Annotated in this window: 25 protein-coding genes; 18 read left to right on the top strand and 7 right to left on the bottom strand. The window is 62.3% G+C overall.

What is annotated here, in order from left to right; translation table 11 throughout:
• Nucleotides 1-19: 19 nt before the first annotated feature.
• The 3 genes from NKI19_RS14290 to NKI19_RS14280 all read left to right on the top strand — a co-directional run bounded on the left by NKI19_RS14290 (nt 20) and on the right by NKI19_RS14280 (nt 3,470).
• Entirely contained in the window at nt 20-1,342 is a 1,323-nt protein-coding gene (locus NKI19_RS14290; RefSeq protein ID WP_352492152.1) for a YeaH/YhbH family protein, read from the top strand.
• Nucleotides 1,342-2,880 carry a SpoVR family protein gene (locus NKI19_RS14285; RefSeq protein WP_352492151.1) on the top strand — a complete coding sequence of 513 codons (1,539 nt, stop codon included), beginning with the start codon at nt 1,342-1,344 and terminating at the stop codon, nt 2,878-2,880. The genes NKI19_RS14290 and NKI19_RS14285 overlap by 1 nt, the downstream gene beginning before the upstream one ends.
• A gap of 98 nt (nt 2,881-2,978) precedes the next feature.
• Nucleotides 2,979-3,470, top strand: a complete 492-nt coding sequence (locus NKI19_RS14280; protein WP_352492150.1) for a DUF1772 domain-containing protein — start codon at nt 2,979-2,981, stop codon at nt 3,468-3,470.
• Between the two features lie 116 nt (nt 3,471-3,586).
• Here the strand turns inward: NKI19_RS14280 and NKI19_RS14275 are convergent, their stop codons facing one another.
• Complete coding sequence (locus NKI19_RS14275) at nt 3,587-3,832, bottom strand: hypothetical protein (RefSeq protein WP_023720508.1); 246 nt, start codon at nt 3,830-3,832, stop codon at nt 3,587-3,589.
• Between the two features lie 47 nt (nt 3,833-3,879).
• Nucleotides 3,880-5,880: a protein-L-isoaspartate(D-aspartate) O-methyltransferase gene (locus NKI19_RS14270; RefSeq protein ID WP_352492149.1), complete on the bottom strand. Its 2,001-nt coding sequence runs from the start codon at nt 5,878-5,880 to the stop codon at nt 3,880-3,882.
• 279 nt (nt 5,881-6,159) lie between these two features.
• On the opposite strand from NKI19_RS14270, the gene NKI19_RS14265 reads away from it, so the two are divergent.
• Together NKI19_RS14265 and NKI19_RS14260 are read left to right on the top strand one after the other, a co-directional pair.
• The gene (locus tag NKI19_RS14265) at nt 6,160-8,571 is read left to right on the top strand and encodes a phosphoketolase family protein (RefSeq protein ID WP_352492148.1); all 2,412 of its coding nucleotides are present in this window, start codon (nt 6,160-6,162) and stop codon (nt 8,569-8,571) included.
• Complete coding sequence (locus NKI19_RS14260) at nt 8,571-9,764, top strand: acetate/propionate family kinase (RefSeq protein WP_352492147.1); 1,194 nt, start codon at nt 8,571-8,573, stop codon at nt 9,762-9,764. The genes NKI19_RS14265 and NKI19_RS14260 overlap by 1 nt, the downstream gene beginning before the upstream one ends.
• Nucleotides 9,765-9,812: 48 nt before the next feature.
• Here the strand turns inward: NKI19_RS14260 and NKI19_RS14255 are convergent, their stop codons facing one another.
• A complete protein-coding gene (locus tag NKI19_RS14255; RefSeq protein WP_352492146.1) occupies nt 9,813-10,895 on the bottom strand; it encodes a sensor histidine kinase in 1,083 nt (360 codons plus the stop codon).
• Nucleotides 10,896-11,025: 130 nt separating this feature from the next.
• Nucleotides 11,026-11,241: a KTSC domain-containing protein gene (locus tag NKI19_RS14250; protein WP_352476940.1), complete on the bottom strand. Its 216-nt coding sequence runs from the start codon at nt 11,239-11,241 to the stop codon at nt 11,026-11,028.
• 128 nt (nt 11,242-11,369) lie between these two features.
• Between NKI19_RS14250 and NKI19_RS14245 the strand changes: the two genes are divergently transcribed.
• Nucleotides 11,370-11,987: an alpha-ketoglutarate-dependent dioxygenase AlkB gene (locus NKI19_RS14245; RefSeq protein ID WP_352492145.1), complete on the top strand. Its 618-nt coding sequence runs from the start codon at nt 11,370-11,372 to the stop codon at nt 11,985-11,987.
• Between the two features lie 41 nt (nt 11,988-12,028).
• Here the strand turns inward: NKI19_RS14245 and NKI19_RS14240 are convergent, their stop codons facing one another.
• Nucleotides 12,029-12,493 carry an NUDIX hydrolase gene (locus tag NKI19_RS14240; protein WP_352492144.1) on the bottom strand — a complete coding sequence of 155 codons (465 nt, stop codon included), beginning with the start codon at nt 12,491-12,493 and terminating at the stop codon, nt 12,029-12,031.
• Nucleotides 12,494-12,618: 125 nt separating this feature from the next.
• Here NKI19_RS14240 and ku point away from each other — a divergent pair, with 125 nt between their 5' ends.
• The 4 genes from ku to NKI19_RS14220 all read left to right on the top strand — a co-directional run bounded on the left by ku (nt 12,619) and on the right by NKI19_RS14220 (nt 15,919).
• Nucleotides 12,619-13,452: a non-homologous end joining protein Ku gene (gene ku, locus NKI19_RS14235; protein ID WP_352566957.1), complete on the top strand. Its 834-nt coding sequence runs from the start codon at nt 12,619-12,621 to the stop codon at nt 13,450-13,452.
• 150 nt (nt 13,453-13,602) lie between these two features.
• Complete coding sequence (locus NKI19_RS14230) at nt 13,603-14,946, top strand: PAS domain-containing HWE histidine kinase family protein (protein ID WP_352492202.1); 1,344 nt, start codon at nt 13,603-13,605, stop codon at nt 14,944-14,946.
• 76 nt (nt 14,947-15,022) lie between these two features.
• Nucleotides 15,023-15,421, top strand: coding sequence for an avidin/streptavidin family protein (locus tag NKI19_RS14225; RefSeq protein WP_352492142.1), 399 nt, complete (start codon nt 15,023-15,025; stop codon nt 15,419-15,421).
• 81 nt (nt 15,422-15,502) lie between these two features.
• Entirely contained in the window at nt 15,503-15,919 is a 417-nt protein-coding gene (locus tag NKI19_RS14220) for an HD domain-containing protein (RefSeq protein WP_352492141.1), read from the top strand.
• 33 nt (nt 15,920-15,952) lie between these two features.
• On the opposite strand, the gene NKI19_RS14215 is transcribed toward NKI19_RS14220, so the two are convergent.
• The gene (locus NKI19_RS14215) at nt 15,953-16,363 is read right to left on the bottom strand and encodes a DUF427 domain-containing protein (protein ID WP_352492140.1); all 411 of its coding nucleotides are present in this window, start codon (nt 16,361-16,363) and stop codon (nt 15,953-15,955) included.
• A gap of 181 nt (nt 16,364-16,544) precedes the next feature.
• Here NKI19_RS14215 and NKI19_RS14210 point away from each other — a divergent pair, with 181 nt between their 5' ends.
• The 8 genes from NKI19_RS14210 to NKI19_RS14175 all read left to right on the top strand — a co-directional run bounded on the left by NKI19_RS14210 (nt 16,545) and on the right by NKI19_RS14175 (nt 23,228).
• Nucleotides 16,545-17,360, top strand: coding sequence for an endonuclease/exonuclease/phosphatase family protein (locus NKI19_RS14210; RefSeq protein WP_352709141.1), 816 nt, complete (start codon nt 16,545-16,547; stop codon nt 17,358-17,360).
• A 63-nt stretch (nt 17,361-17,423) separates the two neighbouring features.
• Nucleotides 17,424-18,824, top strand: a complete 1,401-nt coding sequence (locus NKI19_RS14205; RefSeq protein WP_352492138.1) for a phospholipase D family protein — start codon at nt 17,424-17,426, stop codon at nt 18,822-18,824.
• Nucleotides 18,825-18,926: 102 nt separating this feature from the next.
• Nucleotides 18,927-19,109, top strand: a complete 183-nt coding sequence (locus NKI19_RS14200) for a hypothetical protein (RefSeq protein WP_352492137.1) — start codon at nt 18,927-18,929, stop codon at nt 19,107-19,109.
• A gap of 211 nt (nt 19,110-19,320) precedes the next feature.
• On the top strand, nt 19,321-19,623 hold the full coding sequence (locus tag NKI19_RS14195) for a hypothetical protein (RefSeq protein ID WP_352492136.1): 303 nt from the start codon (nt 19,321-19,323) through the stop codon (nt 19,621-19,623).
• Between the two features lie 187 nt (nt 19,624-19,810).
• A complete protein-coding gene (locus NKI19_RS14190; RefSeq protein WP_352492135.1) occupies nt 19,811-20,782 on the top strand; it encodes an SDR family oxidoreductase in 972 nt (323 codons plus the stop codon).
• A gap of 4 nt (nt 20,783-20,786) precedes the next feature.
• The gene (locus NKI19_RS14185) at nt 20,787-22,502 is read left to right on the top strand and encodes an HAD family hydrolase (RefSeq protein WP_352566959.1); all 1,716 of its coding nucleotides are present in this window, start codon (nt 20,787-20,789) and stop codon (nt 22,500-22,502) included.
• 102 nt (nt 22,503-22,604) lie between these two features.
• Nucleotides 22,605-22,760: a peptide ABC transporter permease gene (locus tag NKI19_RS14180; protein ID WP_352492133.1), complete on the top strand. Its 156-nt coding sequence runs from the start codon at nt 22,605-22,607 to the stop codon at nt 22,758-22,760.
• Nucleotides 22,761-22,784: 24 nt separating this feature from the next.
• Nucleotides 22,785-23,228, top strand: coding sequence for a PPC domain-containing DNA-binding protein (locus NKI19_RS14175; protein WP_352492132.1), 444 nt, complete (start codon nt 22,785-22,787; stop codon nt 23,226-23,228).
• Nucleotides 23,229-23,233: 5 nt separating this feature from the next.
• Here the strand turns inward: NKI19_RS14175 and NKI19_RS14170 are convergent, their stop codons facing one another.
• On the bottom strand, nt 23,234-24,496 hold the full coding sequence (locus NKI19_RS14170) for a DUF763 domain-containing protein (protein ID WP_352492131.1): 1,263 nt from the start codon (nt 24,494-24,496) through the stop codon (nt 23,234-23,236).
• Between the last annotated feature and the right edge of the window lie 197 nt (nt 24,497-24,693).

Below are 24,693 nucleotides of genomic sequence, written 5' to 3'. Positions count from 1 at the left end.
AGCCAGCCCGGGGTAACATATGCCGATCTTCATCGATCGCCGACTGAACCCGAAGGACAAAAGCCTCGGCAATCGGCAGCGTTTCCTGCGGCGGGCGCGCGAAGAGTTGAAGCGCACCATCCGCGATCAGATCCGCGCCGGCAAGATCGCCGACGTGGACGCCGAGCATGCCGTTTCGATGCCGGCGCGGGGTACCGGCGAGCCGAGCTTCAACGATGCCAGGAACAGCGGCAGCCGCCAGCACGTCCTGCCCGGCAACAAGCATTTCACCCCAGGCGACCGGCTGCCCAAGCCCGGCCAGGGCGGAGGCATGGGGTCCGCCCCGGGGAGAACCGAATCGGAGGACGATTTCCGTTTCGTGCTGTCGCGCGAAGAGGTGCTCGACCTCTTTTTCGAAGACCTAGAACTGCCTGACATGGTCAAGCTCAACCTCAAGGAGATCCTCGCCTTCAAGCCGCGCCGGGCCGGCTTTGCCGCGACCGGCTCGCCGACCAACATCAATGTCGGGCGCACGATGCGCAACAGCCATGGCCGCCGCATAGCGCTCAGGCGCCCCAAGCAGGAGGAACTCGACGCAATCGCCCAGGAGATCGCGTCGCTGGAGGCGAAGCCGCAAAACGCCGAGCTGCGCCAGCGCATCGTGGCGCTGCAGGAAGAGCTTGAGCGGCTGGAGCGCCGCCGCAAGCGGATCGCCTTTGTCGATCCGGTCGATATCCGCTTCAACCGCTTCGACGCCCAGCCGGTGCCGAACGCCAATGCGGTGATGTTCTGCCTGATGGACGTGTCCGGTTCGATGGGCGAACGCGAGAAGGATCTGGCCAAGCGCTTCTTCGTGCTGCTGCACCTGTTCCTGAAACGGCGCTATGACCGGACCGAGGTGGTCTTCATCCGCCACACGCACGAGGCGCAGGAGGTCGACGAGGAAACCTTCTTCTACAACACCCAGAGCGGCGGCACGGTGGTTTCCACGGCGCTCGAGGAGATGCACCGCATCGTCGAACAACGCTATCCCAGCCGCGAATGGAACATCTATGTCGCCCAGGCCTCGGACGGCGATAATTTCGTCACCGATTCCGAGCGCTGCATCGCCCTGCTCGATCAACAGATCATGCGGCTCTGCCAGTATTTCGCCTATGTCGAGATCCTCGACGAGCGCGAGAGCCACATCTTCGGCGCTACCGACAACGGCACGTCGCTGTGGCGTGCCTACAGTGCGGTCAAGCTGAGATGGTCAAACTTCCAGATGAGCCGCATCGCCACGGCGGCCGACATCTACCCGGTTTTCCGCCAGCTCTTCGCCAGACAGCCGGGTTATCAAAAGAGCGGTGAAAGAGGGGGCTGATGGCGAGCAGATCCGGGCTGCTGTTTTCCGGTTCCGACTGGGATTTCAGGACGCTGTCGCGCGCCTACGAGACCATCGAGGCGATCGCCACCGAAGAGCTCCACCTCGACATCTATCCGGTACAGATGGAGATCATCTCGTCCGAACAGATGCTCGACGCCTACTCCTCTGTCGGCATGCCGCTGATGTACCGGCACTGGTCTTTCGGCAAGCACTACCTCTACCAGGAACTGCTCTATCGCAAAGGCGGACGGGGGCTGGCCTATGAACTCGTCATCAATTCCAATCCCTGCATCGTCTATCTGATGGAGGAAAACACCATGGCCCTGCAGGCCCTGGTGACGGCGCACGCGGCACTCGGCCATAACCATTTCTTCAAGAACAATTATCTTTTCCGGCAGTGGACGGACGCCGGCGCCATCCTCAGCTATCTCGACTTCGCCAAGGGCTATATTGCCCGCTGCGAAGAGCGGCACGGCGTCGATGCGGTGGAAGAGATCCTCGATGCCGCACATGCGCTGATGGAACAGGGCGTGTTCCGATACCACCGGCCGCCGAAGCTGTCGTCGGAAAAGCAGCGCGAGGGCCTACGCGAGCGCCTGGAGTACGAGGAGCGTTCCTACAACGATCTGTGGCGCACGCTGCCGCCTTCCAAGGACAGCACCAAGGTCCGCGAGACGGATACCATGACGGAGCGCAAGAAATCGCTCAAGCTGCCCGAGGAGAACCTGCTTTATTTCCTGGAGAAGAACAGCCTGATCCTGGAACCATGGCAGCGTGAGGTCATCCGGATCGTCCGCGTCATCGCGCAGTATTTCTATCCCCAGCGGCAAACGCAGGTGATGAACGAGGGCTGCGCCACCTTCGTGCATTACACGCTGATGAACCTTTTGTTCGATCGCGGCCTGATCGGCGAAGGTGCCATGCTGGAGATCCTGCGCAACCATTCAAATGTGATCTTCCAGCCGGGCTTCGACGATCCGCGCTTTTCCGGTATCAACCCTTACGCGCTGGGCCTCGACATGATGCAGGACATCCAGCGCATCTCGACCGCGCCGACGGCCGAGGACCGCGACTGGTTCCCCGACATCGCCGGCAACGGCGACTGGCGCCAGACCTTGCTGGACGCCTGGGCCAACCATCGCGACGAGTCCTTCATCCGCCAATACCTGAGCCCGACCCTGATACGGAAATGGCGGTTCTTCGTGCTTGCCGATGCTGCCAACGACCCCCATTACGAAGTCGCCTCGATACACAATGAGCGCGGCTACGAGAGCATCCGCGGCGCACTCGCCCACAGCTACGATATCGGCGCCAGCCGGCCCGACATACAGGTGGTGGATGTGGACCTGCTCGGCGACCGGCATCTGCGCCTGCAGCACAAGGTCAAGGACGGCATCGTGCTGGAAGGCGGCAGCCGCGACGCCACGCTGCGCCACATCCGCAAGCTCTGGGGCTACGAGGTCAGCATGGTCGCGGTCGACGCGCAGACCGGCGCCACGCTCCACGAACGGTCTACCAGCCAGATCGGGGAATGACCCTACCGGCTTGCCGGCGACGTCGGGTGTCATCGCCTTTACCGCATCACCAACGACCCTATCTACGGGCGCATCTTGACATGGTCGGGAGCAGGAACATGCGCGCATTGATGATCGCCGCCCTTCTTCTGGTCGCCGTCTCGATGGCGCTCTCGCTCGCGCACGCTTTGGAATTGCCCGGCAAATTGCGCCTCAAGGAGGCCACCTACAGATCAGTGCAGGCAATCTACTATCCCGGCTTCACGATCGGCGGGTTCGCCGAGATCGGCGGCATCATTGCACTCGCCGTCCTGCTTTACCTGACGCCCTATCCAAGCGCCCGATTCTGGTGGACCTTGGCGGCGCTTGTCTTCTTGCTGGCGGAGCATGCGACCTATTGGTTGGTCACGCATCCCGTCAACAATTTCTGGGTGCAAGACACTGCCATGCCGAAATCAGCCGCAACGTTTTTTTCAATGTTCTCTCGAAAGCAGGCCGGCGACTGGAGAGATTTGCGCAACGTCTGGGAGGCTTCGCATGTCGCCAGGGCAGGCCTGGCGATGCTGAGCCTCGTCTCAATTGCTGTCGCCGCGACATTTTTTGCCGGATAGGCCCAGGGATCAAGACGGCGCCCTTGTCCGCCAATTTGCGGCCACGGAGGCTGCATCCGTCAGATTAGAGAACGAACCCGGCGCCGTATTGTCTTAACGTCAAGCGATCCGGCCGCTCAGCGGTCGGCGCGATGCTTGTTGTGAGCGCTTTCCTGGTGCTCGCCGCGGATGATGTTGCGATCGTCGGGATCGGCAATATCCTTCGGGTCCGATCTGAGCTCGGCACCGCGCCGGAACGCCTCGCGCTCTTGCCTGGTCTTTTTCAAATCCGCTTCGGCGTCGAAATCCTTGCCGGCGTTTTTCGTGTTCTCGCGCTCTTCGATGATGCGCAATTGCTGCTCATGAGTCTTTTTTCCGGCCATCGGTGACCTCCTTCTTTCTATTTTCCGCTTCCCAGGGTCCAAATTCGCTACAGCCCGAAAGGATAGGTCTCGGGAAGGCCTGTCCCCGCATGTTCCGGCCCAAGCGGCGTCACGGCACTGGTTTCATCGAACCAGACGAAAGCATCGAACTGGCGGGCCAGCGAGGCGTCCGCATAGTGGCTGTGGAGCTCGGTCTCGGGCCGGTAGATGACGCCGATAAAGCGTTCCAGCCGGCGCTCCAGAAGCCGTTCGCGCAGCGTGTCGTCGCGCTCGAAATCGAGCAGGAAAGGCGAGACGCCGCTGTCGTGGCAAAGGCGCTCATAGCTGTCGTTGTGGGAAGGCCGCACCGGTTTCACTTCCATGTCGCCGTCCCAGTCGGTGGCGGCGGCCACCGTCCCGGAATGCGTACTGAGCCCAATCAAGGCAACCTCGTCGCCAAAACGCTGGCGGCAGAGCTGGCCGATGTTCAGTTCGTCCCTGACGATCCCCATCTCGGTATAGCGGGCATCGCCGATGTGGGAATTATGTGCCCACACCACCGCCTTGGCGTTCGGGCCGCGGGCCTGCAGCAGGTGCTCCAGCGTTTCGAACATGTGGGTGTCGCGCAGGTTCCAGGACTGCGCGCCGCCGTAATACATGGTGCGGTAATAGCGCTCGGCGGAGGCGACCAGGCGGGCGTTCTGGGTGGCGTCGAGGAAATCGATCCCGTCCTGCTGCGCATAGTCGAGCTCTCTAGCGAGCAGTTCGCGGCATTGCTCGAGCACGGCCTTCTCGCATTTCTGATAGCCGGAGGTGAGTGCGACACGGCCATAGGTGGCCGGGTCGTTCTGCCACGGAGTCAGGCAGCCGTAGCGTTCGCGCGCGATCCTTGCCGCCTGCGGATCGACGCGGTCGAGATATTGCAGGACCGCCGCAATCGATCCGCCCATATTGTAGATGTCGAGGCCATAGAATCCGGCCCGCCGGGAGGATATGCTGATCCGCTCATTATGCTCTCGCATCCAGTCGACGAACGCCGCGACGTCGGTGTTGCGCCACATCCAGGTGGGAAAGCGCTGGAACGGCGGCGCGGCGCCCGGCCGCGGCGGCCGATGGCGGACGTAGCGGTCGATCGCCGCGGCATCGGGCCAGTCGGCCTCGACCGCGACGATGGTGAAGCCATGCTTCTCGATCAGCCTGCGAGTGATCGCGGCGCGCGCACGATAGAACTCCGACGTGCCGTGGCTGGCTTCGCCGAGCAAGACGACGCGGCGGTCGGCAAACCGGTCGAACAGCGCACCGAAGGCCGGATCGTCGAAATCCGGAAGCGGTTCGGCGGCGGCCGCGATCATCTGCGGCAGGCTGCTCCTGCGCTGATGCCGGTGCGGAAGCTCGGCCGCTATCTGGCTGTCGCTGCCTGGCTCGCCCCAGCCTTGCTCGCCGATCAGCGGAACAAACCGCACGCCGCCGAAATCCTCCTCCGTGTAGGTTGCGGCGCCGGTGCGGGTGACCTTGAGCAGGCGCTGCGAGTCGAATTCGTCGCCGACCGGGATGACAAGCCGGCCGGCGACGTCGAGCTGTTCCTGCAGAGCGAGCGGTGCGCCGGGGCCAGCGGCCGCAACCAGGATCGCATCGAAGGGTGCCGCCTCGGGCCAGCCCTTGGTGCCGTCGCCGGTGCGGACTTCGATATTATCGTAGCCGAGCTTTTTGAACCGCTGCCTCGCCGTTTCAGCCAACGCGGCGTGGCGCTCGATTGTGTAGACGCGTTCGACAATCCGGCTCATTACGGCAGCCGCATAGCCTGATCCGGTGCCGACCTCGAGGACGTGGTCACCGGCTCCGACCTCCGCCATTTCGATCATGAACGCAACGATATAGGGCTGCGATATCGTCTGACCTTCGGCGATCGGCAGCGGCCCGTCCTCATAGGCGAATTCTTCGAAACCAGGCTCTACGAAGGCCTCGCGCGGGACCTCGCGCATCGCTAGAAGGACATTGCGGTCGCGAATGCCACGGCGGCTCAGGTGGATATCGACCATTTGGTTGCGGGCATGGGAGAGATCGAGCATCTTTCTGCTCCTTTTTGCAGACCCCTCTGCCCAATGAACGAAGCTTCCTTGAAGGCAGCTCGGTTCATGTCCCCGTACGTCCCTGGAATTGCGGTCCCTTGAATTCCTGGATCGCGCACGCCTTTCTAACCGTTGGCGAGGCTCGAGGTTCCCAAGGGACAGCGATCGGCTTTTACCAGCGACGGCAGCGCCCGCTCGAACTTATTTCAAGGTAAATCCTTTCTCCGACGCGACGCCACCCCAGATAACGACGGACGAGGGTATTCCGGAGGCATTTCCATGAACGACGAGGCTCGCACCACTGCGCAAACAACCGGCCTTGACCAGGTCGATCTGATGGACCGCTACTGGCGCGCCGCGAACTACATTTCGGTTGGCCAGATCTATCTGCTCGACAATCCGCTCTTGCGCGAGCCCTTGCGGCCGGAGCACATCAAGCCGCGGCTGCTCGGCCATTGGGGCACAACGCCTGGCCTCAATTTCATCTATGTGCATCTGAACCGGAGCATCCGTGAACGTGGTCTCGATGTTCTGTTCATCTGCGGTCCGGGTCATGGCGGCCCGGCAATGGTCGCGAACACCTGGCTCGAGGGCACCTACAGCGAGATCTATCCCGAGGTCGGCAGGGGCGAAGACGGCCTGCGAAAGCTGTTCCGGCAGTTCTCGTTTCCCGGCGGAGTGCCGAGCCACGCGGCTCCGGAGACGCCCGGCTCGATCCACGAAGGCGGAGAACTCGGCTATGCTCTGGTCCATGCCTTCGGCGCCGCCTTCGACAATCCAAACCTTGTCGTTGCCTGCGTCGTCGGCGACGGCGAAGCCGAGACCGGCCCGCTCGCCGCGGCCTGGCATTCCAACAAATTCCTGAACCCGGCATCCGACGGTGCCGTCCTGCCGATCCTGCATCTCAACGGCTACAAGATTGCCAGCCCGACGATCCTCGGCCGCATGGAAGACGAGGCGTTGCGCAGCCTGTTCCTCGGCTATGGCTACGAAACCTTCTTCGTGGAAGGTCATGAACCTGCCGCGATGCATCGCGAGATGGCCCGCACGCTCGATACCGTGCTCGACCGGATCCACTCCATCCAGGAGCCTGCAAGAGCCGCGGGCTGGAAGGGAGAGCGGCCGCTGTGGCCGATGATCGTGCTGCGCAGCCCAAAGGGCTGGACCGGGCCGAAAGAAGTCGACGGCAGACGAGTCGAGGATTTCTGGCGTTCGCACCAGGTACCGGTGTCGAACGCCCGCGGCGACGCGGCGCACCGCCAGATCCTCGAAGACTGGATGCGCAGCTACGAACCGAAGACGCTATTCGACGAAGGCGGGCATCTCCTGCCGGAGCTCGCAGCACTCGCGCCGACGGGGCCAAGGCGCATGGGCGCAATCCCCTACGCCAATGGCGGCCTGCTGAAACAGGACCTCGTGCTTCCCGATTGGAAGGGCCTCGCGCTCGACGTACCGCGTCCGGGCGGTACCGTCGGAGAGGCGACGCGGACCGTCGGAAGCTATCTTCGCGATGTGATCCGATTGAACGCCGAGGCCAGGAATTTCCGGCTGATGGGACCGGACGAGACATCCTCCAACCGCCTCGACGACGTGTTCGAGGTTACGGATCGCGTCTGGATGGAGCGGATCGAGCCTTACGACGTCCATCTTTCCCGCGACGGCCGCGTCATGGAAGTGCTCAGCGAGCACCTTTGCCAAGGCTGGCTGGAGGGCTATCTGCTGACCGGCCGCCACGGCCTGTTCTCGTGCTACGAGGCGTTCGTCCACATCGTCGACTCCATGGTCAACCAGCATGCCAAATGGCTGAAGACCTCCGGCGAACTTGCCTGGCGCAAGCCGATCGCCTCGCTCAACTACCTGCTGACCTCGCATGTCTGGCGGCAGGATCACAACGGCTTCAGCCATCAGGATCCGGGCTTTGCCGATTTCGTCGCCAACAAGAAGGCCGACACGGTCAGGCTCTATTTCCCGCCGGATGCCAACACGCTGCTGTGGATCACCGACCATTGCCTGAAGACCTACAACCGCATCAACGTCATCGTCGCCGGCAAGCAGCCGGCGCCGCAATGGCTGTCCGCCGAAGACGCGGAAGCGCACTGCAGGGCCGGCGCGGGCATCTGGGAATGGGCCGGGACGGTTGCCCGAGGCGAAGATCCGGATGTGGTCCTGGCCTGCGCCGGCGACGTGCCGACACTGGAGACGCTTGCCGCAGCCGACATCCTGCGCTCGGGCATTCCGGACCTGAAGATCCGCGTCGTCAATGTCGTCGACCTGATGATCTTGCAGTCGAATTCCGAGCATCCGCATGGCTTTGCCGACGACAGATTCGACGCGCTGTTCACCAGGGCCAAGCCGGTCATCTTCGCCTATCACGGTTACCCCTATCTTATTCACCGTCTGACTTACCGACGCGCCAACCATGACAACATGCATGTGCATGGCTTTCGCGAGGAAGGCACGACGACGACGCCGTTCGACATGGTCGTGCTCAACCAGCTCGACCGCTATCATCTGGCGCTCGCCGCGATCGCGCGCGTGCCGGGGCTGGCCGAGCGGGCGAAGGAGCTTGCCGCGGCGCTGCATGGGAAATTGGCTGAGCACAAGGCCTATGTCCGCGAACATGGCGAGGACATGCCCGAGATCCAGAAATGGTCCTGGCCACAGGACAGCGCGACGAGGGCCGGCGATTGATGCGACGATCTATCCTTGCGTTCAATGCCGGCTCGTCGAGCATCAAGTTCCGACTTTACGACCTTGCGGCATCCGCCGAGCTGGATCTTGCCTCGCGCGGTTCGCTGGATCTGGGCGATGCGCCAAGGCTGAACGCGAAAGCCGCCGATGGGGAGCTGCAGTGCGATCGGCTACTTGCCGCAGACGCCTCACGCGACATGGGCCCCGATATAGGCATCGGCCAGATGCTGCAATGGATCGAGAACGAACTTGGCGGACGGAAATTGATCGCCGCCGGCCATCGCATCGTGCATGGCGGACGCGAGTTCGTCGAACCTGCCCGCCTGACGCCGACAGTTATCGAGGCTCTCGACAGGCTGACCCCGCTTGCGCCATTGCACCAGCCACGCAGCCTCGCACCAATCCGGGCGCTTGCCGCGCTGCGGCCCGACCTGCCGCAGGTCGGATGTTTCGACACGGCCTTCCATCGGACCATCGAGCCTCTGGTCAGCCGTTTCGCGCTGCCGCGCCGCTATGAGGCAGACGGCATCCACCGCTACGGCTTTCACGGGCTTTCCTACGAATATGTCGCCGGCCGGCTCAAGCAGATATCGCCCGATCTGGCGGCGAAAAGAACCATCGTCGCCCATCTCGGCAACGGGGCGAGCCTGTGCGCCATGCGCGACGGGCGAAGCGTCGATACGACGATGGGCTTTTCGGCGCTTGACGGCCTGGTCATGGGCACGCGCTGCGGCGCCATCGATCCGGGCGTGCTTTTGTACCTGCTGCTGGAAAGAGGCATTTCGGGAGAGGCGCTGCAAGACATGCTTTACGAGGAATCCGGCCTGCTCGGCGTGTCCGGCATTTCCGGCGACATGCGCACGCTGGAGGCCAGCGACGACCGCCGGGCTCGCGAAGCGGTGGAGCTTTTCGCCTTCCGCGCCGCCAGGGAAGTTGCCGCCCTCGCCAACACGCTGGGCGGGCTGGAATGCCTGGTGTTCACCGGCGGCATCGGCGAGCACTCTGCCCCGGCCCGCAAAGCGATTTGCGAGCGGCTTGGCTGGCTCGGCGTGGCGATAGACGAGGCCGCCAACAAATCCCATGAAGCGCTCATAAGCCAGGCGGACAGCAAGGTCGAAGTCCGCGTCATTGCAACCGACGAAGAAGGTGTCATCGCCCGCCACACCCGCAAGCTGACGGAGGAGCCTGGCTGATACGGATGGCCTTGAATAGCGGCGCCTACGACGGGAATGTTCGATCGGCTACGTCGCGAGCGCGGCCGATCTGTTGAAGACGATGGTCACCCGCGTTCCTTTGCCGGGGGCAGCATCCACCTCGAACCGGGCTTTGGCATTTTCGATCAGTGATTGAGCGATCAATGCTCCGAGCTTGCCGGGTCTCGGCCAGGTCTCGCCTTCGGGCAGGCCAATGCCGTCATCGGCGACTACGATGCGAAAACCGTCGCCGTCGACAACACTGCGCAGCGTGATCGTCCCGCCTTCGCGGCCCGGAAAGGCGTGTTTCAGCGCGTTCGTCAAAAGCTCATTGACCACCAGGCCCGTTGGCATCGCCACGTTGATGGACACGGGATAAGTGTCGACCTTCATATCCAGCCGGATGCCTTGCACGGCGTGCGACGTCATCACGGCGGAAGCGATCTGGCTGAGATAGACGCCGAGGTCCACTTCGGCCTTCTGTTCGTCGACCGCCAGCGTCTGGTAGAGAATTGCGAGCGCATCGACCCGGCCGGCGAGGCGCTCGAAACGTTTCCGATCGGGTGACGCCGCGCTGCGGGCCTCCAACCTGATGAGAGCCGTGATCATCTGGAGATTGTTCTTCATCCGATGCTGCAACTCGCGCAGCAGCATGTCCTTTTCCCGGATGCGTTGGTCGAAGGCTTCGCTGTCGCTTTGCTTGTGCGCGGTAACATCGACAAGGGCGACCAGTCGAAAGGATGGTCGCCCGCGCTCGTCCTCGATAAGGTTCGAATAGACATCGACGATGGCCGGCGCTGTACCGTCACGTCGCATGCTGAACGTTCCCGCCCGGTCGATGTCCTCGACGATGGCCCGGGCCAGCGGCCGGTCCTTGTTTTCGCCCAAGCCTTCTCCGCTCAGTGCAGCCCAGTTGCGGCGCTCCAGCTCTGCAACAGAAACGCCTGACAATTTCTGGAACTCGGAATTGACATAGACAACACGTTCATCGCCGCCCAAATCGGAAATTGCGATCGCAATCGGCAGCTGGTCGAGGAACCTCTTGTAGCTCTCGCTGTCCAGCGCGCCCGCCAAATCGAGTGTGTCGAGCAATTGCTGGATCTGCTCGGTTTTTTCGGCTTCGGCGGACATTCCAGGCTTTCGATATCTTCGGGTAGGACCATGATCAATATCAGGTCACTGGCCAACTGCGAAGTCCGCTCATCGCCGCGCGGCTACGAATGGCAGCAGCCGAGATCATGGTTGCGAAGCGTCTGAAGGCTCAGCTCGAATGGCTCTGCTCGACCAGATGGTATTTGTACCGGTCGCGAATATGTTCGTTGAAGAACCGGCCCTTCGACGAAGCTTTGCGGAACGCGGCATGGACCTGCGGCGGCACGTCCTCATAGTCATAGCGGTTTCCGCTCGGGACGAACCATACGGAGAGTACCCTCGTCGCCGGTTGATAGTCGATGTTCCTGATCGCAGTTGAAGGCATCTCGACAGGTCCAATGCTCGGCAGTGCTCCAATCCACGCCATAGTGTGAATAACCCTGCACGGAGAGCGAGGTTCCTTGCTGCCGAAGCAGCCTTGCCGCTACGGGCCGGCTTCACCAAATACGGCTGATGCCATCGCTCAAGACATCGGCTGCAGCCCGCCAGGGCGATCTCTTTGCCGCCACCGACGACCTGCCGGAAGGATTCCGCTACCGGCCCGAACTGATCACGCCGGACGAGGAAGCGACGTTGGCGAGCCAGCTCCCAACGCTGCCTTTCCAGGCCTTCGACTTTCATGGCCATCTGGCAAACCGGCGGGTGGTCGGCTTCGGGCTGCGTTACGACTACGACCGGCGCGAAGTCGTCGAGGCACCGCCGATACCCGGCTTTCTGCTGCCGCTCAGGGAAAAGGTTGCAGCCTTTGCCCGCCTGCCCGCCGAAACCTTCGTGCAGGTTTTGATCAACGAGTACCGGCCGGGCGCCGGTATCGGCTGGCATCGCGACAAGCCTCATTTCGAGGCGGTCGCCGGCGTTTCGCTGCTGGCCGCCTGCAGCTTTCGCCTGCGCCGGAAAAACGGCACGCGATGGGATCGCAAGACGGTCACCGTCGAGCCAAGATCGGCCTATCTGATGATGGGTGCTGCGCGCAACGAATGGGAGCACAGCATTCCGCCGGTCGCCGAGCACCGCTATTCGATCACGTTGCGTACGCTGCGCGCTCAAAATTCGCTTGGGACAGCGCGATAAGGCAAGCTAGGCGCAGCCCTGAAGTACCGAGCCGATACGGTTCATCGATCGCCATGCCGATCGGCAAAATCCGCCAGCATGGCGCGCTGGCCTTTCAGGATCTTGAGGTTGGCTTCCGGCAGGGAGAACCAGCCCGCTCTGTCGACTTCGGCAAATTCCTTCATCGAGCCGGACCTTGGCGGCCATTCCATGACGAAGGTGTTGCTGCTTATGGCGTCGCTGTCGAAATCCGCCTCGACGCACCAGGCGACGACGAGCTTGCCGCCCGGCTGCCGGTAGCTGCCAAGGTGTTCGAAAACTCCATCGACGGCGACGCCGAGCTCCTCTTCGGCCTCGCGTTTTGCCGCCGCCAGCTCGTCCTCGTTCTCGTCGACCAAGCCCTTCGGGATCGACCATGCGCCGTCATCCTTCTTCGCCCAGAATGGGCCGCCCGGATGCACCAGCAACACCTGAAGTGAACCTCTGCTTTTGCGATAAATGAGCAACCCTGCGCTGCGTTTGGCCATTCCGCTATTCCCCTGACGAAAATAAAACGAACGTTCTCGTCCGGGCCGGCCCATGGAGCAGCCTGCCACGGCGGAACGATTTCCGCTCGCAGCCGTTCCGTCCGTTCGGCAAATGAGTGATTGACATGGCGACGCCGCGAGCTGCCTGGAAGGGCTTTATGAAAGTCGGATCGGTTTCCTGTGGCGTCAAGATCATCGGCGCCGTCAGCGAGGCCGAGAAAGTGCATTTCAGGATCCTGAACCGCAAGGACGGTCTCCCGGTCAAGAGCGCTTATATCGACGAGGAGACCGGCGATACGGTCGAGGCTGCCGACCAGGTAAAGGGCTATGAGGTCGAGAAGGGCGAATTCATCCGCATAGAGCCGGACGAAATCAAGAAACTGAAGATGGTGTCGCAGCACACGCTCGAGATCGGCGAGTTCGTGCCCACCGCCGAAATCGACGCGCGCTACCTCGAAAAGCCCTATTATCTGGTCCCGGCCGATGCGCCCTCCACGGAGGCTTTCGCGGTGATCCGGGACGCCATGGCCAGGAAGAAAGTGGCAGCCCGCTCCTGCGTCGTGCTGTACCAGCGAGGCCGAGAGGTGCTGATCCAGCCGCTCGGCAAGGGCATGGTGATGACGGAATTGCGCAACCACAATGAAGTGGTCGCGGCGGACGCGGTGTTCGAAGGGCTGAAGGCTCGCAAGGTCGATCCCGAGATGCTGGAAATCGCGCAATTGCTGATCGGCAAGAAGCCGGCCAAATTCGACCCGTCGAAGTTCGAAGACACTTATGAACAGGCGCTGGTTGCGATGATCGAAGCCAAGCGCAAGGGCAAGAAACCGCCCAAGCCGGCACCCGAGCCGAGGACGAACGTCGTCAATCTCGCCGATGTTCTGCGCAAGAGCCTGGCGCAGGAGGGCGGCAAGGCTCCGAACAAAAGTCCGAGAGCGGCGGCGAAACGCAAATCGGCCTGAATGTCCGAAAGCAGATCGAACGGAACCGAAAACACTCGCGCGCATTTAGATGACGTAGCAATCCGTCGGCAAGCCAAGCGGAGCGGGGGACTGGTGGACGTCGTTGAACTAAGGACTGGCGGAATCCCGCAAGTTTCTTCCGCCGATCTGATGCAGGCGTTGCCTGTGGCTGTCTACACCACCGACAGACAAGGCTACATCACCTTCTTCAACGAAGCCGCTGCCGATCTCTGGGGACATCGTCCGATGCTTGGCCAGGACCGCTGGTGCGGTTCATGGAAGCTTCGCCACCTTGATGGGCGACCGATGGCGCACGACGAATGTCCGATGGCCGTTGCCTTGCTGGAGGAGCGGGACGTTCGTGGGGGCCGGGCGATCGCCGAGCGGCCGGACGGCCAGTTCATCCCGTTCAGCGCGCACCCGGTCCTGCTTCGCAATGTGCGCGGCGAGGTCGTCGGCGCCATCAACACCTTGCTCGACCTGCGCACCCAGGCGCTGGCTGACGACGCCGGCATAAGGCTCGCTGCCATCGTCGAATCCTCGATGGACGCGATCGTGTCGAAAGACCTGAACGGCATTATCACCAGTTGGAACGACGCGGCACAACGCCTGTTCGGTTACACGCCCGCCGAGGCGATCGGGCGCCCGGTGACGATCCTCATCCCGCCCGACCACCTGGATGAGGAAGCCATGATCATCAGCCGGATTCGCGCCGGCGAACGGATTCCTTCATACGAAACGATCCGGCAGCGCAAGGACGGCACCCTGGTACCGGTTTCGCTCACCATCTCGCCGATACGCGACGGCATCGGGCGTATCATCGGCGCCTCCAAGATCGCGCGCGACATCAGCCCGCACAAGGAGAGCGAACGGCGCATCCGCACCCTCATGCGCGAAGTCAACCATCGCGTTAAAAACCAGTATTCGGTGATCGTCTCGATGATCCGCGAGACCAGCAAGCTGGCGGGTACGCCGGAGGCTTTCCTTTCCCGGGTCCGGGAACGCATCATGGCACTGTCGGAATCGCACGATCTGCTGGTCGATGCCGAATGGCGTGGCGCGACTATCGGCGAATTGATCCATGCCCAGACCAAGGCCTTCGCGACACAGGCCCGTCTGTCGATGAGCGGGCCGATGATCATGCTGCAGCCGAACGCGGTGCAATATCTCGGCATTGCCTTTCACGAGCTGGCCACCAATTCGGTAAAGCACGGAGCGCTGTCGCACTATGACGGACGGGTCGAGGTCGAATGGACCGTGACGCCAGCCGCCGACGGCAGCGATGGCTTCCGCCTTGTCTGGCGGGAACTGGACGGACCATTGGTCGATGAAAACGCGCGACGCGGTTTCGGAACGGTTGTGCTCAAACGGGTCACGCCGCAGGCGCTCAGCGGCACCGGCCGCCTGGAATTCGCCAGGCACGGCATCACCTGGACGCTGGAAGCGCCGCTGCGCTTCGTTCAGATGTCGACGGCCGGCATCGCGGCTGATTAAAGGCCGCTACCCCGGCCGCGGCTTGGCGGCCGTCTGGCAGCGCGATCCCTATGGTGGCAAATCAGGAGGAGCAGCGATGAGTTGGCTGGGCACCTGGCGGAACCAGTACGGGTCGGTCGTCGAACTGACCAGCGAAGAGGGCGGACGGATCAGCGGAACCTTCAGGACGGCGCTGGAGGACAGCGCCTTCTTCGGCATGACCGTGCCGCTGTTCGGAGCCTGCCATGGAGACGTCATCGGATTCACCTGCGCGGCCGAAGGGCGGGTCGGAGCCGCGGCGGTGAGCTACACCGGCATTCTCAGGAACGGGAAGCTGGAGATGCTGTGGCACACCGTGCGGATGCCGCTTTGTCGGCGGAAAAGGAAGGTGCCCCGGCCCGTGCCCGGAAACTCCCCGCCTGGCGCGCTTTTGGAACCAGCCTCGACAGTTTTGAACGCGTCTCCTGACTGTCGCGGGCATTCAGCTCGCGCGTGAGGCAGCGGGTCATCGGAACTCGCGCTGACGATGGCGCGTTGGTGCGCCAGGACATGCGCTGTTCGTTACGGGGTCGACCCAATGAGCGTGCTTTATCGCGCAGCGAAAATCGCCGAACAGGCTCATGCCGGGCAGACGGACAAGACAGGGCGGCCTTATATCGAACATTGCCGCCGGGTCGTCGATGCCGTCGAAACGCTCGACCAGAAAGCCATCGCCTATCTTCACGACGTTATCGAAAAAGGCGACGGCTGGAACCGCGACCGGCTTGAGGCGGCCGGGTTCGGGCCGTCCATCGTGTCTGCCGTCGACGCCATGACGCGGCTGCCGAACGAGGGCGATGCCGCTTTCGTTCGCAGGGCCGCTGCCAATCCGTTGGCGTTGCCTGTCAAGCGCGCCGATCTTGCCGACAATCTATGGCAGGCACGGCAGATCGGGGCGTCGACAGCGAAATACGAAGACGGCTTGCGCATTCTCAGAGAAGAGTTCTCGAGCTGACGGAAGGCTGGCGCGCCTGTCGTCGATTTGGATCTATTCGGTGACGTGCGGCGTATGCTGCTTGTCCTCCGCGGGATCGGCCTCGATCCGCGCCCTGCCGGGATCGAACGCGCCGTGGCGGGCGATCGCCAATGCCGGGGTGTCCGGCGTCTCGTAGGCCCACATGAAGTCTTCTGCCGACGAACCGACCGCATGAACACGCCAATAGCTTGCCGTGCCCTTCAGCGGGCTGTGGCTCGTTGTGTTGGTCTTCTCCAGAAGGTCGAAATAGATGTCCTCGAAAGGTATGTAGAAGACAGGATCATGACCGTCTTCGTAGAGCAGCTTTGCCCGCTCGCTCGATGCAATAATGGCGTCGGAGAACCGAACGGTTACGGCTCCATCGAACGGGACAATCCTGAGCGGGCCTGGCCGGGGGGCGGAATTTGCGGCTAAGGGCTGCATTCGACTTCTCCGTTGACTGCGCTGCCCTCCCGAAACGTGTTGTTGCCCGTCAGGGTTCCAGACGGCGGGCGCGCCGAGGCCGGTGCTGGAACGGTTTTGCAAGGTCGCCGTTGTTTCAGACCTCCGCACGCGCCATAATCGCAATGGCCGCTACTCACCGACTCAACAGCAAATGGATCACATGCTGGATCGATCGCCTACCCTTCCAAGGTCGCTTGGCGCTGCGCTGCGAAGGGAAGTGCCGCGGTTTGCCGCGCCCGGCAATGAAATTTCGTGCACCACGGTCGCATCCTACAATGTGCATAAATGCGTCGGCACCGACGGCAGGTTCGATCCGGAGCGGGTCGCAGCCGTGGTTAGGGAACTCGATGCCGATATCATTGCTTTGCAGGAGGCCGACGAAAGAACCGGAAGCAGGCAGGGATTGCTGGATCTCGCAGCGCTCGAGCGGGACAGCGATCTCGTCCCCACCCATGTCCCGGAAAACCGCCGCAGCCATGGCTGGCACGGAAATCTGATCCTGGCACGTCGTGGTGTGGTCGAAAGCGTGAACCAGCTCCGGCTGCCCGGCCTCGAGCCGCGCGGTGCGGTCATCGTGGACTTGGAACTGAAGGGCGTTTCGCTCAGGATCATAGCCGCACATTTTGGCTTGCTGCGGCGGTCGCGCTCGCAGCAGGCCAACGCGCTGGTCGAAGCCACGCACCCGGTTCTGCGGCCAACAATCCTGCTTGGCGACCTCAACGAATGGCGCGTCCGCAACAGGTCTTCGCTGCTGGCCCTGCTTCCGCATTTCGGTCCGATCGATGCGGTTCTGCCCAGCTTTCCGTCGCGCTTTCCGCTGTTTGCGCTCGACCGCATCCTGGCCAGGCCGCCGCACCTGATTTCCAGCATCGAGGTGCACAAGACGCCGCTGGCGCAACGGGCTTCCGATCATCTGCCGATCAAGGCCCGGCTGAACCTGGACGCGATACGCCTGCCGCGACTGCAACCAGAATGAACCTGAAGGGTTGTTAGTCAGATTTCAGACGGTTTGCTTCGCTGATGTTTGTCGGTGCACTTCATGGATACAGCCATTTCGCGGTTTGCCCGGGACAAGATCGCTGCCGGCAATAGCGGGCTGCTGCTGATCGCCGACAATTATGACGCGTTTGCCGCGCGAATCCTTGCTGCGCGCAGTGCCACAAGCAGCCTCGACCTGATGTACTATCTCTGGCACGACGACCATAGCGGCCGGCTGCTGATGCAGGAGGTCGTCAAGGCGGCGGAGCGCGGTGTCCGCGTCCGCATGCTGCTGGACGATATCAATCCGCGCAACAGCGACGCTGCTTACCTGGCGCTCAACAGCTACAAGAACATCGAGCTGAGGCTGTTCAACCCGAGCGGCATGAGGAACGGCAGCATCTTTCGCTCGCTGGAGATGGTCGCCCGGCTGTTTGCGATGACCCGCCGCATGCACAACAAGGCCTGGATCGCCGATGAGGGCTTGGCCATCGTCGGCGGAAGAAATGTCGGCGATGCCTATTTCGACGCTGCGGAGACGAATTTCCGCGATCTCGACCTGTTGCTTCTCGGTCCTGCCGTAGGGCAGACGATGCAGATCTTCGAGGCGTTCTGGAATTGCGAGGCGGCAACGCCGATCCAGCTGCTCAATCCGGCTGCGGCGGGCTCGCGCGCCGATTTCCTCGACAATCTCGATGCGACCGCGGACGGCCAGCTTTTAAACAGCCTCAGTGCCTGGCGCACGATCGCGGAGTTCATTGCAGCGCACGGCGACGTCTGCTGGACGAAAGGCGTTCGCGTCATTTCCGATCCGCCGGAAAAGGTGCGCGGCAAGAGGCGCAGGAACTGGCTGACCAAGGAGCTGCTTCCTGCTATCGCGGCGACCAGGCAGCGCCTCGAAATTGTCTCGCCCTATTTCATCCCCAGCCGCACCGGGTTGGCCATCCTGTCGAAGCTGGTGGACCGTGGCGCCGAGGTTGCAATCCTGACCAACTCGCTCGCCGCGACGGACGTCGCCGCCGTGCACGGCGCCTATGCCAAATACCGCCGCAAGCTGCTTAAAAAAGGTATCCAGCTTTTCGAATTGCAGCCCTTCGACCGCCAGGCCAACATCTCCGTTTTCGGTTCAAAGGGAGCCAGCCTCCACACCAAGGCCTTCACGGTCGATGATACGCTCGGGTTTGTCGGCTCCTTCAATTTCGATCCGCGTTCGGTGTCGTTGAATGCGGAAATGGGCGTGCTTTTCCACGATACCAATCTGGTGATGGAGTTGCGCCGGCTGTTCGAGCACGAAAAGTCGCCGCAGACGAGCTATCAGCTGGTCCTGGACAAAGGCGGCTTGCGGTGGCTCCGCATGGCGGATGGCGAGATGCGGCAATATTCGCGTGAACCGGAGGCCAGTCTCTATCGGCGCATCGTCGCAGCGCTGGTTGGATGCCTGCCGATCGAATCGCAATTGTAGAGGCAACGGATTTGTCGGAACGGAACGCTTTGTCGGAACGGAACTCTTTATCGGAACGGAAGCCTGGGATCACGAGTTGTAACCTGGGTCCGGAGCATGCCTATGAAGACCACGATCTACAGTTTTCTTGCTGAGCTCTTGCCGTTCTGGATGGCGCATAAACGCAAAATGCGCGCTGACCGCGCCGCTGAGTGGCCGACGCGAGCGGCTGCTGCGGATGACGATGGTCGGCCGTCAGGCGATCCTAATCGAGCAACACCGGCGCGACGGCGCAACACGTCCTAAGGGCGGGATGCCTTCAAATTAGATCCCGCTCCAACTGTCTGGCTAGCCGCATTTCTGCGACGCCAAGTGATCCCATTTGGCTGCAGACACTATAGCTCCTAGCGATCACGCTATCGTCAAGTACCGCTATTCGAAATCCGGCATTGCCAAGCATCCAATTTGCAGCACGTACGTTAATGTGCACTACAGATTGTCGCTATAGGTGAGCGCCATGAGTGCTAGTGCGATAGAATTCTTGCAGGACTGGATCCACGAAAACGTTCATGTGCCGCCGCCTCCGATCAAGCTTGAAAAGGAGGCGGAAATCCTCGCCAAGGAATGCAAGGAAGAGGCTGCAGACGCCGGCGTACCCATCGAAGACATCGAGGAAGAGGTTGGCGACCTCAAGGATCTGCTCGTTGCCAAGCTTGAAGACGCAGCTGAGGACGAGGCCAGGCAACTCAATGGTAAGGGGCGCGACATGAATGGGACGGATGTAGCCAACGGGCCGGCGAGCCTGCAGAACAATCTGTGACTCAGGGCGGGCCGAACGAATGCGCCGCTGAGGGAGCCGCAATCTCCCAGGCTTTTCAGCGAGTCGGTACTGCAGCCGGTGCCGTGAGTTAGACTCCGCACGATCCGCCCGGGCTGAAGGAATGACGTGGTCGCATAAACCTTTTCGCCGGACACGCGTTGTTGGGTTTCAAGCCAGGGAGATGACCATGCAGATGAAATCGGAAATCGCCGGCGAGGCCGCCAAGCAGCGGCACATCCAGCGCCGCATCGACGAGAGGGACAAGTCCAAGTCCAATGGCAAGCAAAAAGGTGCCATGCAGGCCGGTGCCCGCAAATATCCCGAGCCGCCCTTCCCCGAGCAGCACCAGCCGAAGCCGGGGCATGAATGGGCGATCGAGCCGGCGCCGCTTTACGATGCGCCGTACTATATCGGATCGAAAAAGCTCGATGGCAAAGTGGCCGTCATTACCGGCGGCGATTCAGGCATCGGCCGTGCGGTTGCCGTGCTCTATGCGCGTGAAGGCGCCGATGTGGCGATCGTCTACCTCTCGGAGGACAAGGACGCCGAAGAGACCAAAAGGGCCGTCGAAGCCGAAGGCCGGCGCTGCATCCTGATCAAGGCCGACGTCAGCGAACGCGACCACTGCCACAACGCGGTGGCTGAGATCGTGCAGGAGTTTGGGCGGATCGACGTGCTGGTCAACAACGCCGCTTTCCAGATTCATTCCAGCGATTTCAGCGAGCTGACCGAGGAGCATTTCGACACGACGCTGAAGACCAACCTCTACGGCTATTTCCACATGGCGCAGGAGGCCGTGCCGCACATGAAACCCGGTTCGGCGATCATCAACACCGGTTCAGTGACCGGCATCGAGGGCTCGAAGCAACTGGTCGATTACTCCATGACCAAGGGCGGCATTCATGCCTTCACCCGCGCGCTCTCGGGCAATCTTGTCGAGAAGGGCATAAGGGTCAACGCCGTGGCGCCAGGCCCGGTTTGGACGCCGCTCAACCCCTCGGACAAGGAAGCCGGCGATGTTTCGAAATTTGGCGCTGATACGCCGATGAAGCGGCCGGCGCAGCCGGAAGAGATCGCGCCGGCCTACGTGTTCCTCGCCTCGCCGCACTGCTCGAGCTACATCACCGGCGAGATATTGCCGATCGTGGGCGGCTACTGACGGCATGTATTTCATTGCCCTGGCCACTGACTACGACGGCACGCTGGCGCATGAAGGGGTCGTTGCCGAGAAGACGCTTGCGGCGCTTGAACGCTTCAAGAAGAGCGGCCGCAAACTCATTCTCGTCACCGGGCGCGAGCTGCCCGACCTCAAACGCGTCTTTCCCGAAGTCGCGATCTTCGACAAGGTGGTCGCGGAAAACGGGGCGCTGATCTACACGCCGGCCAGCGAGGAGGAGCGGACGATATCTCCGCCGCCCGCCCCCGAGTTCATCGCCAAACTCAGGAAACGCGGTGTCAAACCGCTTTCGGTCGGACGCTCGATCGTCGCAACCTGGGAACCGCATCAGGCTACCGCGCTCGAGGTCATCAAGAAATTGGGGCTGGAGCTGGAAATCATCTTCAACAAGGGCGCGGTGATGATCCTGCCCAGCGGCGTCAACAAGGCGACGGGGCTGACAGCCGCGCTTCAGGACCTCAGATTGTCGCCGCACAACGTCGTCGGTGTCGGCGACGCCGAAAACGACCACGCCTTCCTGCGCGCCTGCGGCTTCAGCGTCGCCGTCGACAACGCACTGCCGGCAGTCAAGGATACGGCGGATCTCGTGACACGCGGCGCGCGCGGAAAAGGCGTCGAGGAACTGATCGCCAAGGTGGTCGAGCGCGATCGCGAGCTTGTGCCGAGCCGCGACGGCATTGCGCTTGGCTCGGAGGACGGCAAGGACGTGTATCTGTCGCCAACCGACACCGTGCTGATCGCCGGCAGCTCCGGCATCGGCAAATCGACCCTGGCGACCGCACTGACGGAGCGCTTCGTCGAGAGAAAGTTCCAGTTCTGCATCTTCGATCCGGAAGGCGACTATGACGGCCTCGAAGGTGCCGTCCGGCTTGGCGACGGCTCCAACGCGCCGACGAAGACGCAACTGCTCGATCTCCTGGAGAAGCCGGACAACAATCTTGTCGTCAACGGCCTGGCGCTGCGCGTCAACGAGCGGCCGGACTTCTTTGCCGACCTGCTGCCGGGCCTTGGCGGTGTTCGCTTCCGCACGGCACGACCACACTGGCTGATCATCGACGAGGCGCATCACCTCCTGCCAAAGCGGCGCGACGACACACCAATGGTGCTGGCCATGGAATTGCCAGGCACGATCCTGATCACGGTTCATCCGGATGCGATCTCAACCGAAGCATTACGGCTGGTCACCGCCGTCATCGCACTCGGCCCCAAGGCGAAAAAGGTCATCAAGACGTTCTGTCGCGAGACCGGCACCGAACCGCCAAAGGACAAGGACCTGAACTCTCCAAAAGACGAGCGCGTGCTGTTCTGGCGGCCGCAGGCGCGCAAGAAACCTTGCATGGTCGAGCCGATCGAACCGCGGCAGTCGCTCAAGCGCCACAGCCGCAAATATGCCGAGGGTCAGCTCGACGAGAAGGGCAGCTTCTATTTCCGCGGCCCAGACAATGCGATGAACCTCCGCGCCCACAATCTAATGATTTTCGCCCAGATCGCCGAGGGCATCGACGACAGGACCTGGGAACACCATCTGCGCGCCGGCGACTATTCCGAATGGTTTCGCCACCAGATCAGGGACAAGGAACTGGCGCGCGAAACCGCCGAAGCGGAGAAAGACGGCACACTTTCGGCGCAGGAGAGCCGCAACCACGTCCTCGACGCGGTGCGCCGCCGCTATACCGCGCCCGCCACCGCGCCGAAGGAATAGATGCAGACGGTGCCCAGCCGTGGAACCTCCTCCGCCAAACGAGATTGTGTCCTATCGGGCGCCAGATTCATTCAATGCCGAATAATAGCCCGGAAGGAAACGATGGTGAGCGACGACCGGGACAAGCATGGTCCCGTCTTTTCGGCGGAGCAGGCGCGGCAGGGCGAGATCATCCTGCGGACGCGGGCGCGCCGGATCATTTTCATCGCCGGCCTGGTGGGTCTCGTCTTGCTGGCATGGCTGGTGTGGTGGATTTGAATTCCTGACGGCTGGAGCGAAATCATGAAATCACAGCTTGTTGCCGAAAGCGCCGGACAGAGAACGTTCGTCGTTGTGCTTGATCCCTGCGAAGAGGCGTTTGCGCAGCTGACGTCATTTGCGGTCGACCATGGCGTCGGCAGTGCGTCGCTGACCGCGCTCGGCGCTTTCGAAAGGGCAACCGTCGGCTGGTTCGACCCTGGAGAAAAGGCCTACCGGAAAATCCCCATCCGGGAACAGTGCGAAGTGCTGAGCGCGATCGGCGATGTTGCCATCGGCGACGACGGCAGGCCCAGCCTGCATATCCACGCTGTCCTTGGATTGAGTGACGGCAGCACCAGGGGCGGTCATCTGCTGGACGGCATCGTGCAGCCGACGCTCGAGGTCACATTGGTGGAGACGCCTGGCCATCTGCGCCGCAGGCACCGTCCCGAACTCGGCGTCGCCTTGATTGATTTGGAGGCCTGAGCCGATCACTTCGTTGATTTGACTGCGCCTGTCTCGGGTGCGCCTTCCCAACCGAAGACGCTGCGGCCGCCGAGCAGATGCGATTGCTCGAACTCCCCGGCGACGATTTCCTTCAGGCTTGGGCCGGTGACATAGCGCTCGACCTGCCGCGACTGGTCGTCCAGCCGCCGCAACGCACCGATCTCTTCCTCACGGCCGAGCCTGGCCTTCTGGACAGCCGACTTCAGTACGCCGATGGTCTCGTCATAGACCTTCAGCGGCACGGGGAACGGGTGCCTGTCCTTGCCGCCATGCGCCAGCGAGAAACGCCCTGGATCGGAAAACCGGCACGGCGCGCCATGCACGACTTCGGCGACCAGCGCCAGCGCCCGCACCGTGCGTGCGCCGACATTGGGCACCAGGAGAAGCCCGGCGAAATCTGTCGGGCCGCGCTCGGCCGCCGCCGCGATGTTGCCGTGCAGGCGGCGCATGACGACATCGCTTTCGCGTACATCGTGGTGCGCCGGCATCACCAGATGCGGCAGCAGCTTTTGTGCCGGCTCCGGCGCTGGCGCCGAACCCCGCTCCAAAGCGGCAAGCTCCCTCACGATGCGATCCGGTCCAAGGTCGTGCAGAAGCTCCAGTTGTCCCTGGCGCGACGCTTCGGCGCGGCGGTCGGTCAGGTTGACGATCTCGCCCTGGTTGGCGCCCTCGATGGCAGCATGCGGCTGGTCGACAAAGCTCTTCAGGCCCTCGGACAGCCAGTGATAGCGGCGCGCCACCTTGCTGTCGCCGTTCATGCCTTGCTGCACCACCACCCACTTGCCGTCGTCGGTGACGATAAAGCCGTGCAGATAGAGATCGAAACCGTCCTGGACCGCGGCGCTGTCCACCTTGGCGACAAGCCGGCTGGCAGTCGCGAGGCCTTGCCCGTCGAGGCCGACACGCTCGCCGATCAGGGCAAGCTCATGCGGGGTCTTGCGCGAATGCGCGCCGCGGCCGCCGCAAACGTGGATGCCGAGCTCGCCGGAAAGCGGCGACAGGCCGCGCTTCAACGCTCCGACGACGCTGGTGGTGATGCCGGAAGAGTGCCAGTCCATCCCCATCACGGCGCCAAAGGACTGGAACCAGAACGGATGCGCCAGCCGGCGCAGCAATTCATCGCGGCCGTAATGGTGGATGATCGCCTCGCACATGACCGCGCCAAGCCGCGTCATGCGGTCGCCGAGCCATTTCGGTACGCGCCCGCCGTGAAGTGGAAGATCAGCACTTCCCGATCGCTGTGCCACGCTCTTTTGCTTGCTCCTTGAGTCCTGCCTCGACAGATAGGTATCGAAAGCGCCGCGAAGAAGCGATGGCCTGAATTCAGGCCGCGATCGTTGCGAGCCGCTAGAGCAATTCCAGGAAAAGTGTGAAACGGTTTTCCGTCCGGAATTGCGTCAAAACAAAGAGACAGAGCGGTTCGGCGTTTCCGTGAAACGATGAA

It is taken from the genome of Mesorhizobium sp. M0751, assembly GCF_040320265.1.
Lineage (GTDB): Bacteria > Pseudomonadota > Alphaproteobacteria > Rhizobiales > Rhizobiaceae > Mesorhizobium.
Note: the sequence above shows the minus strand (reverse complement) of the source record. Positions and strands in the feature narration are given on the sequence as shown.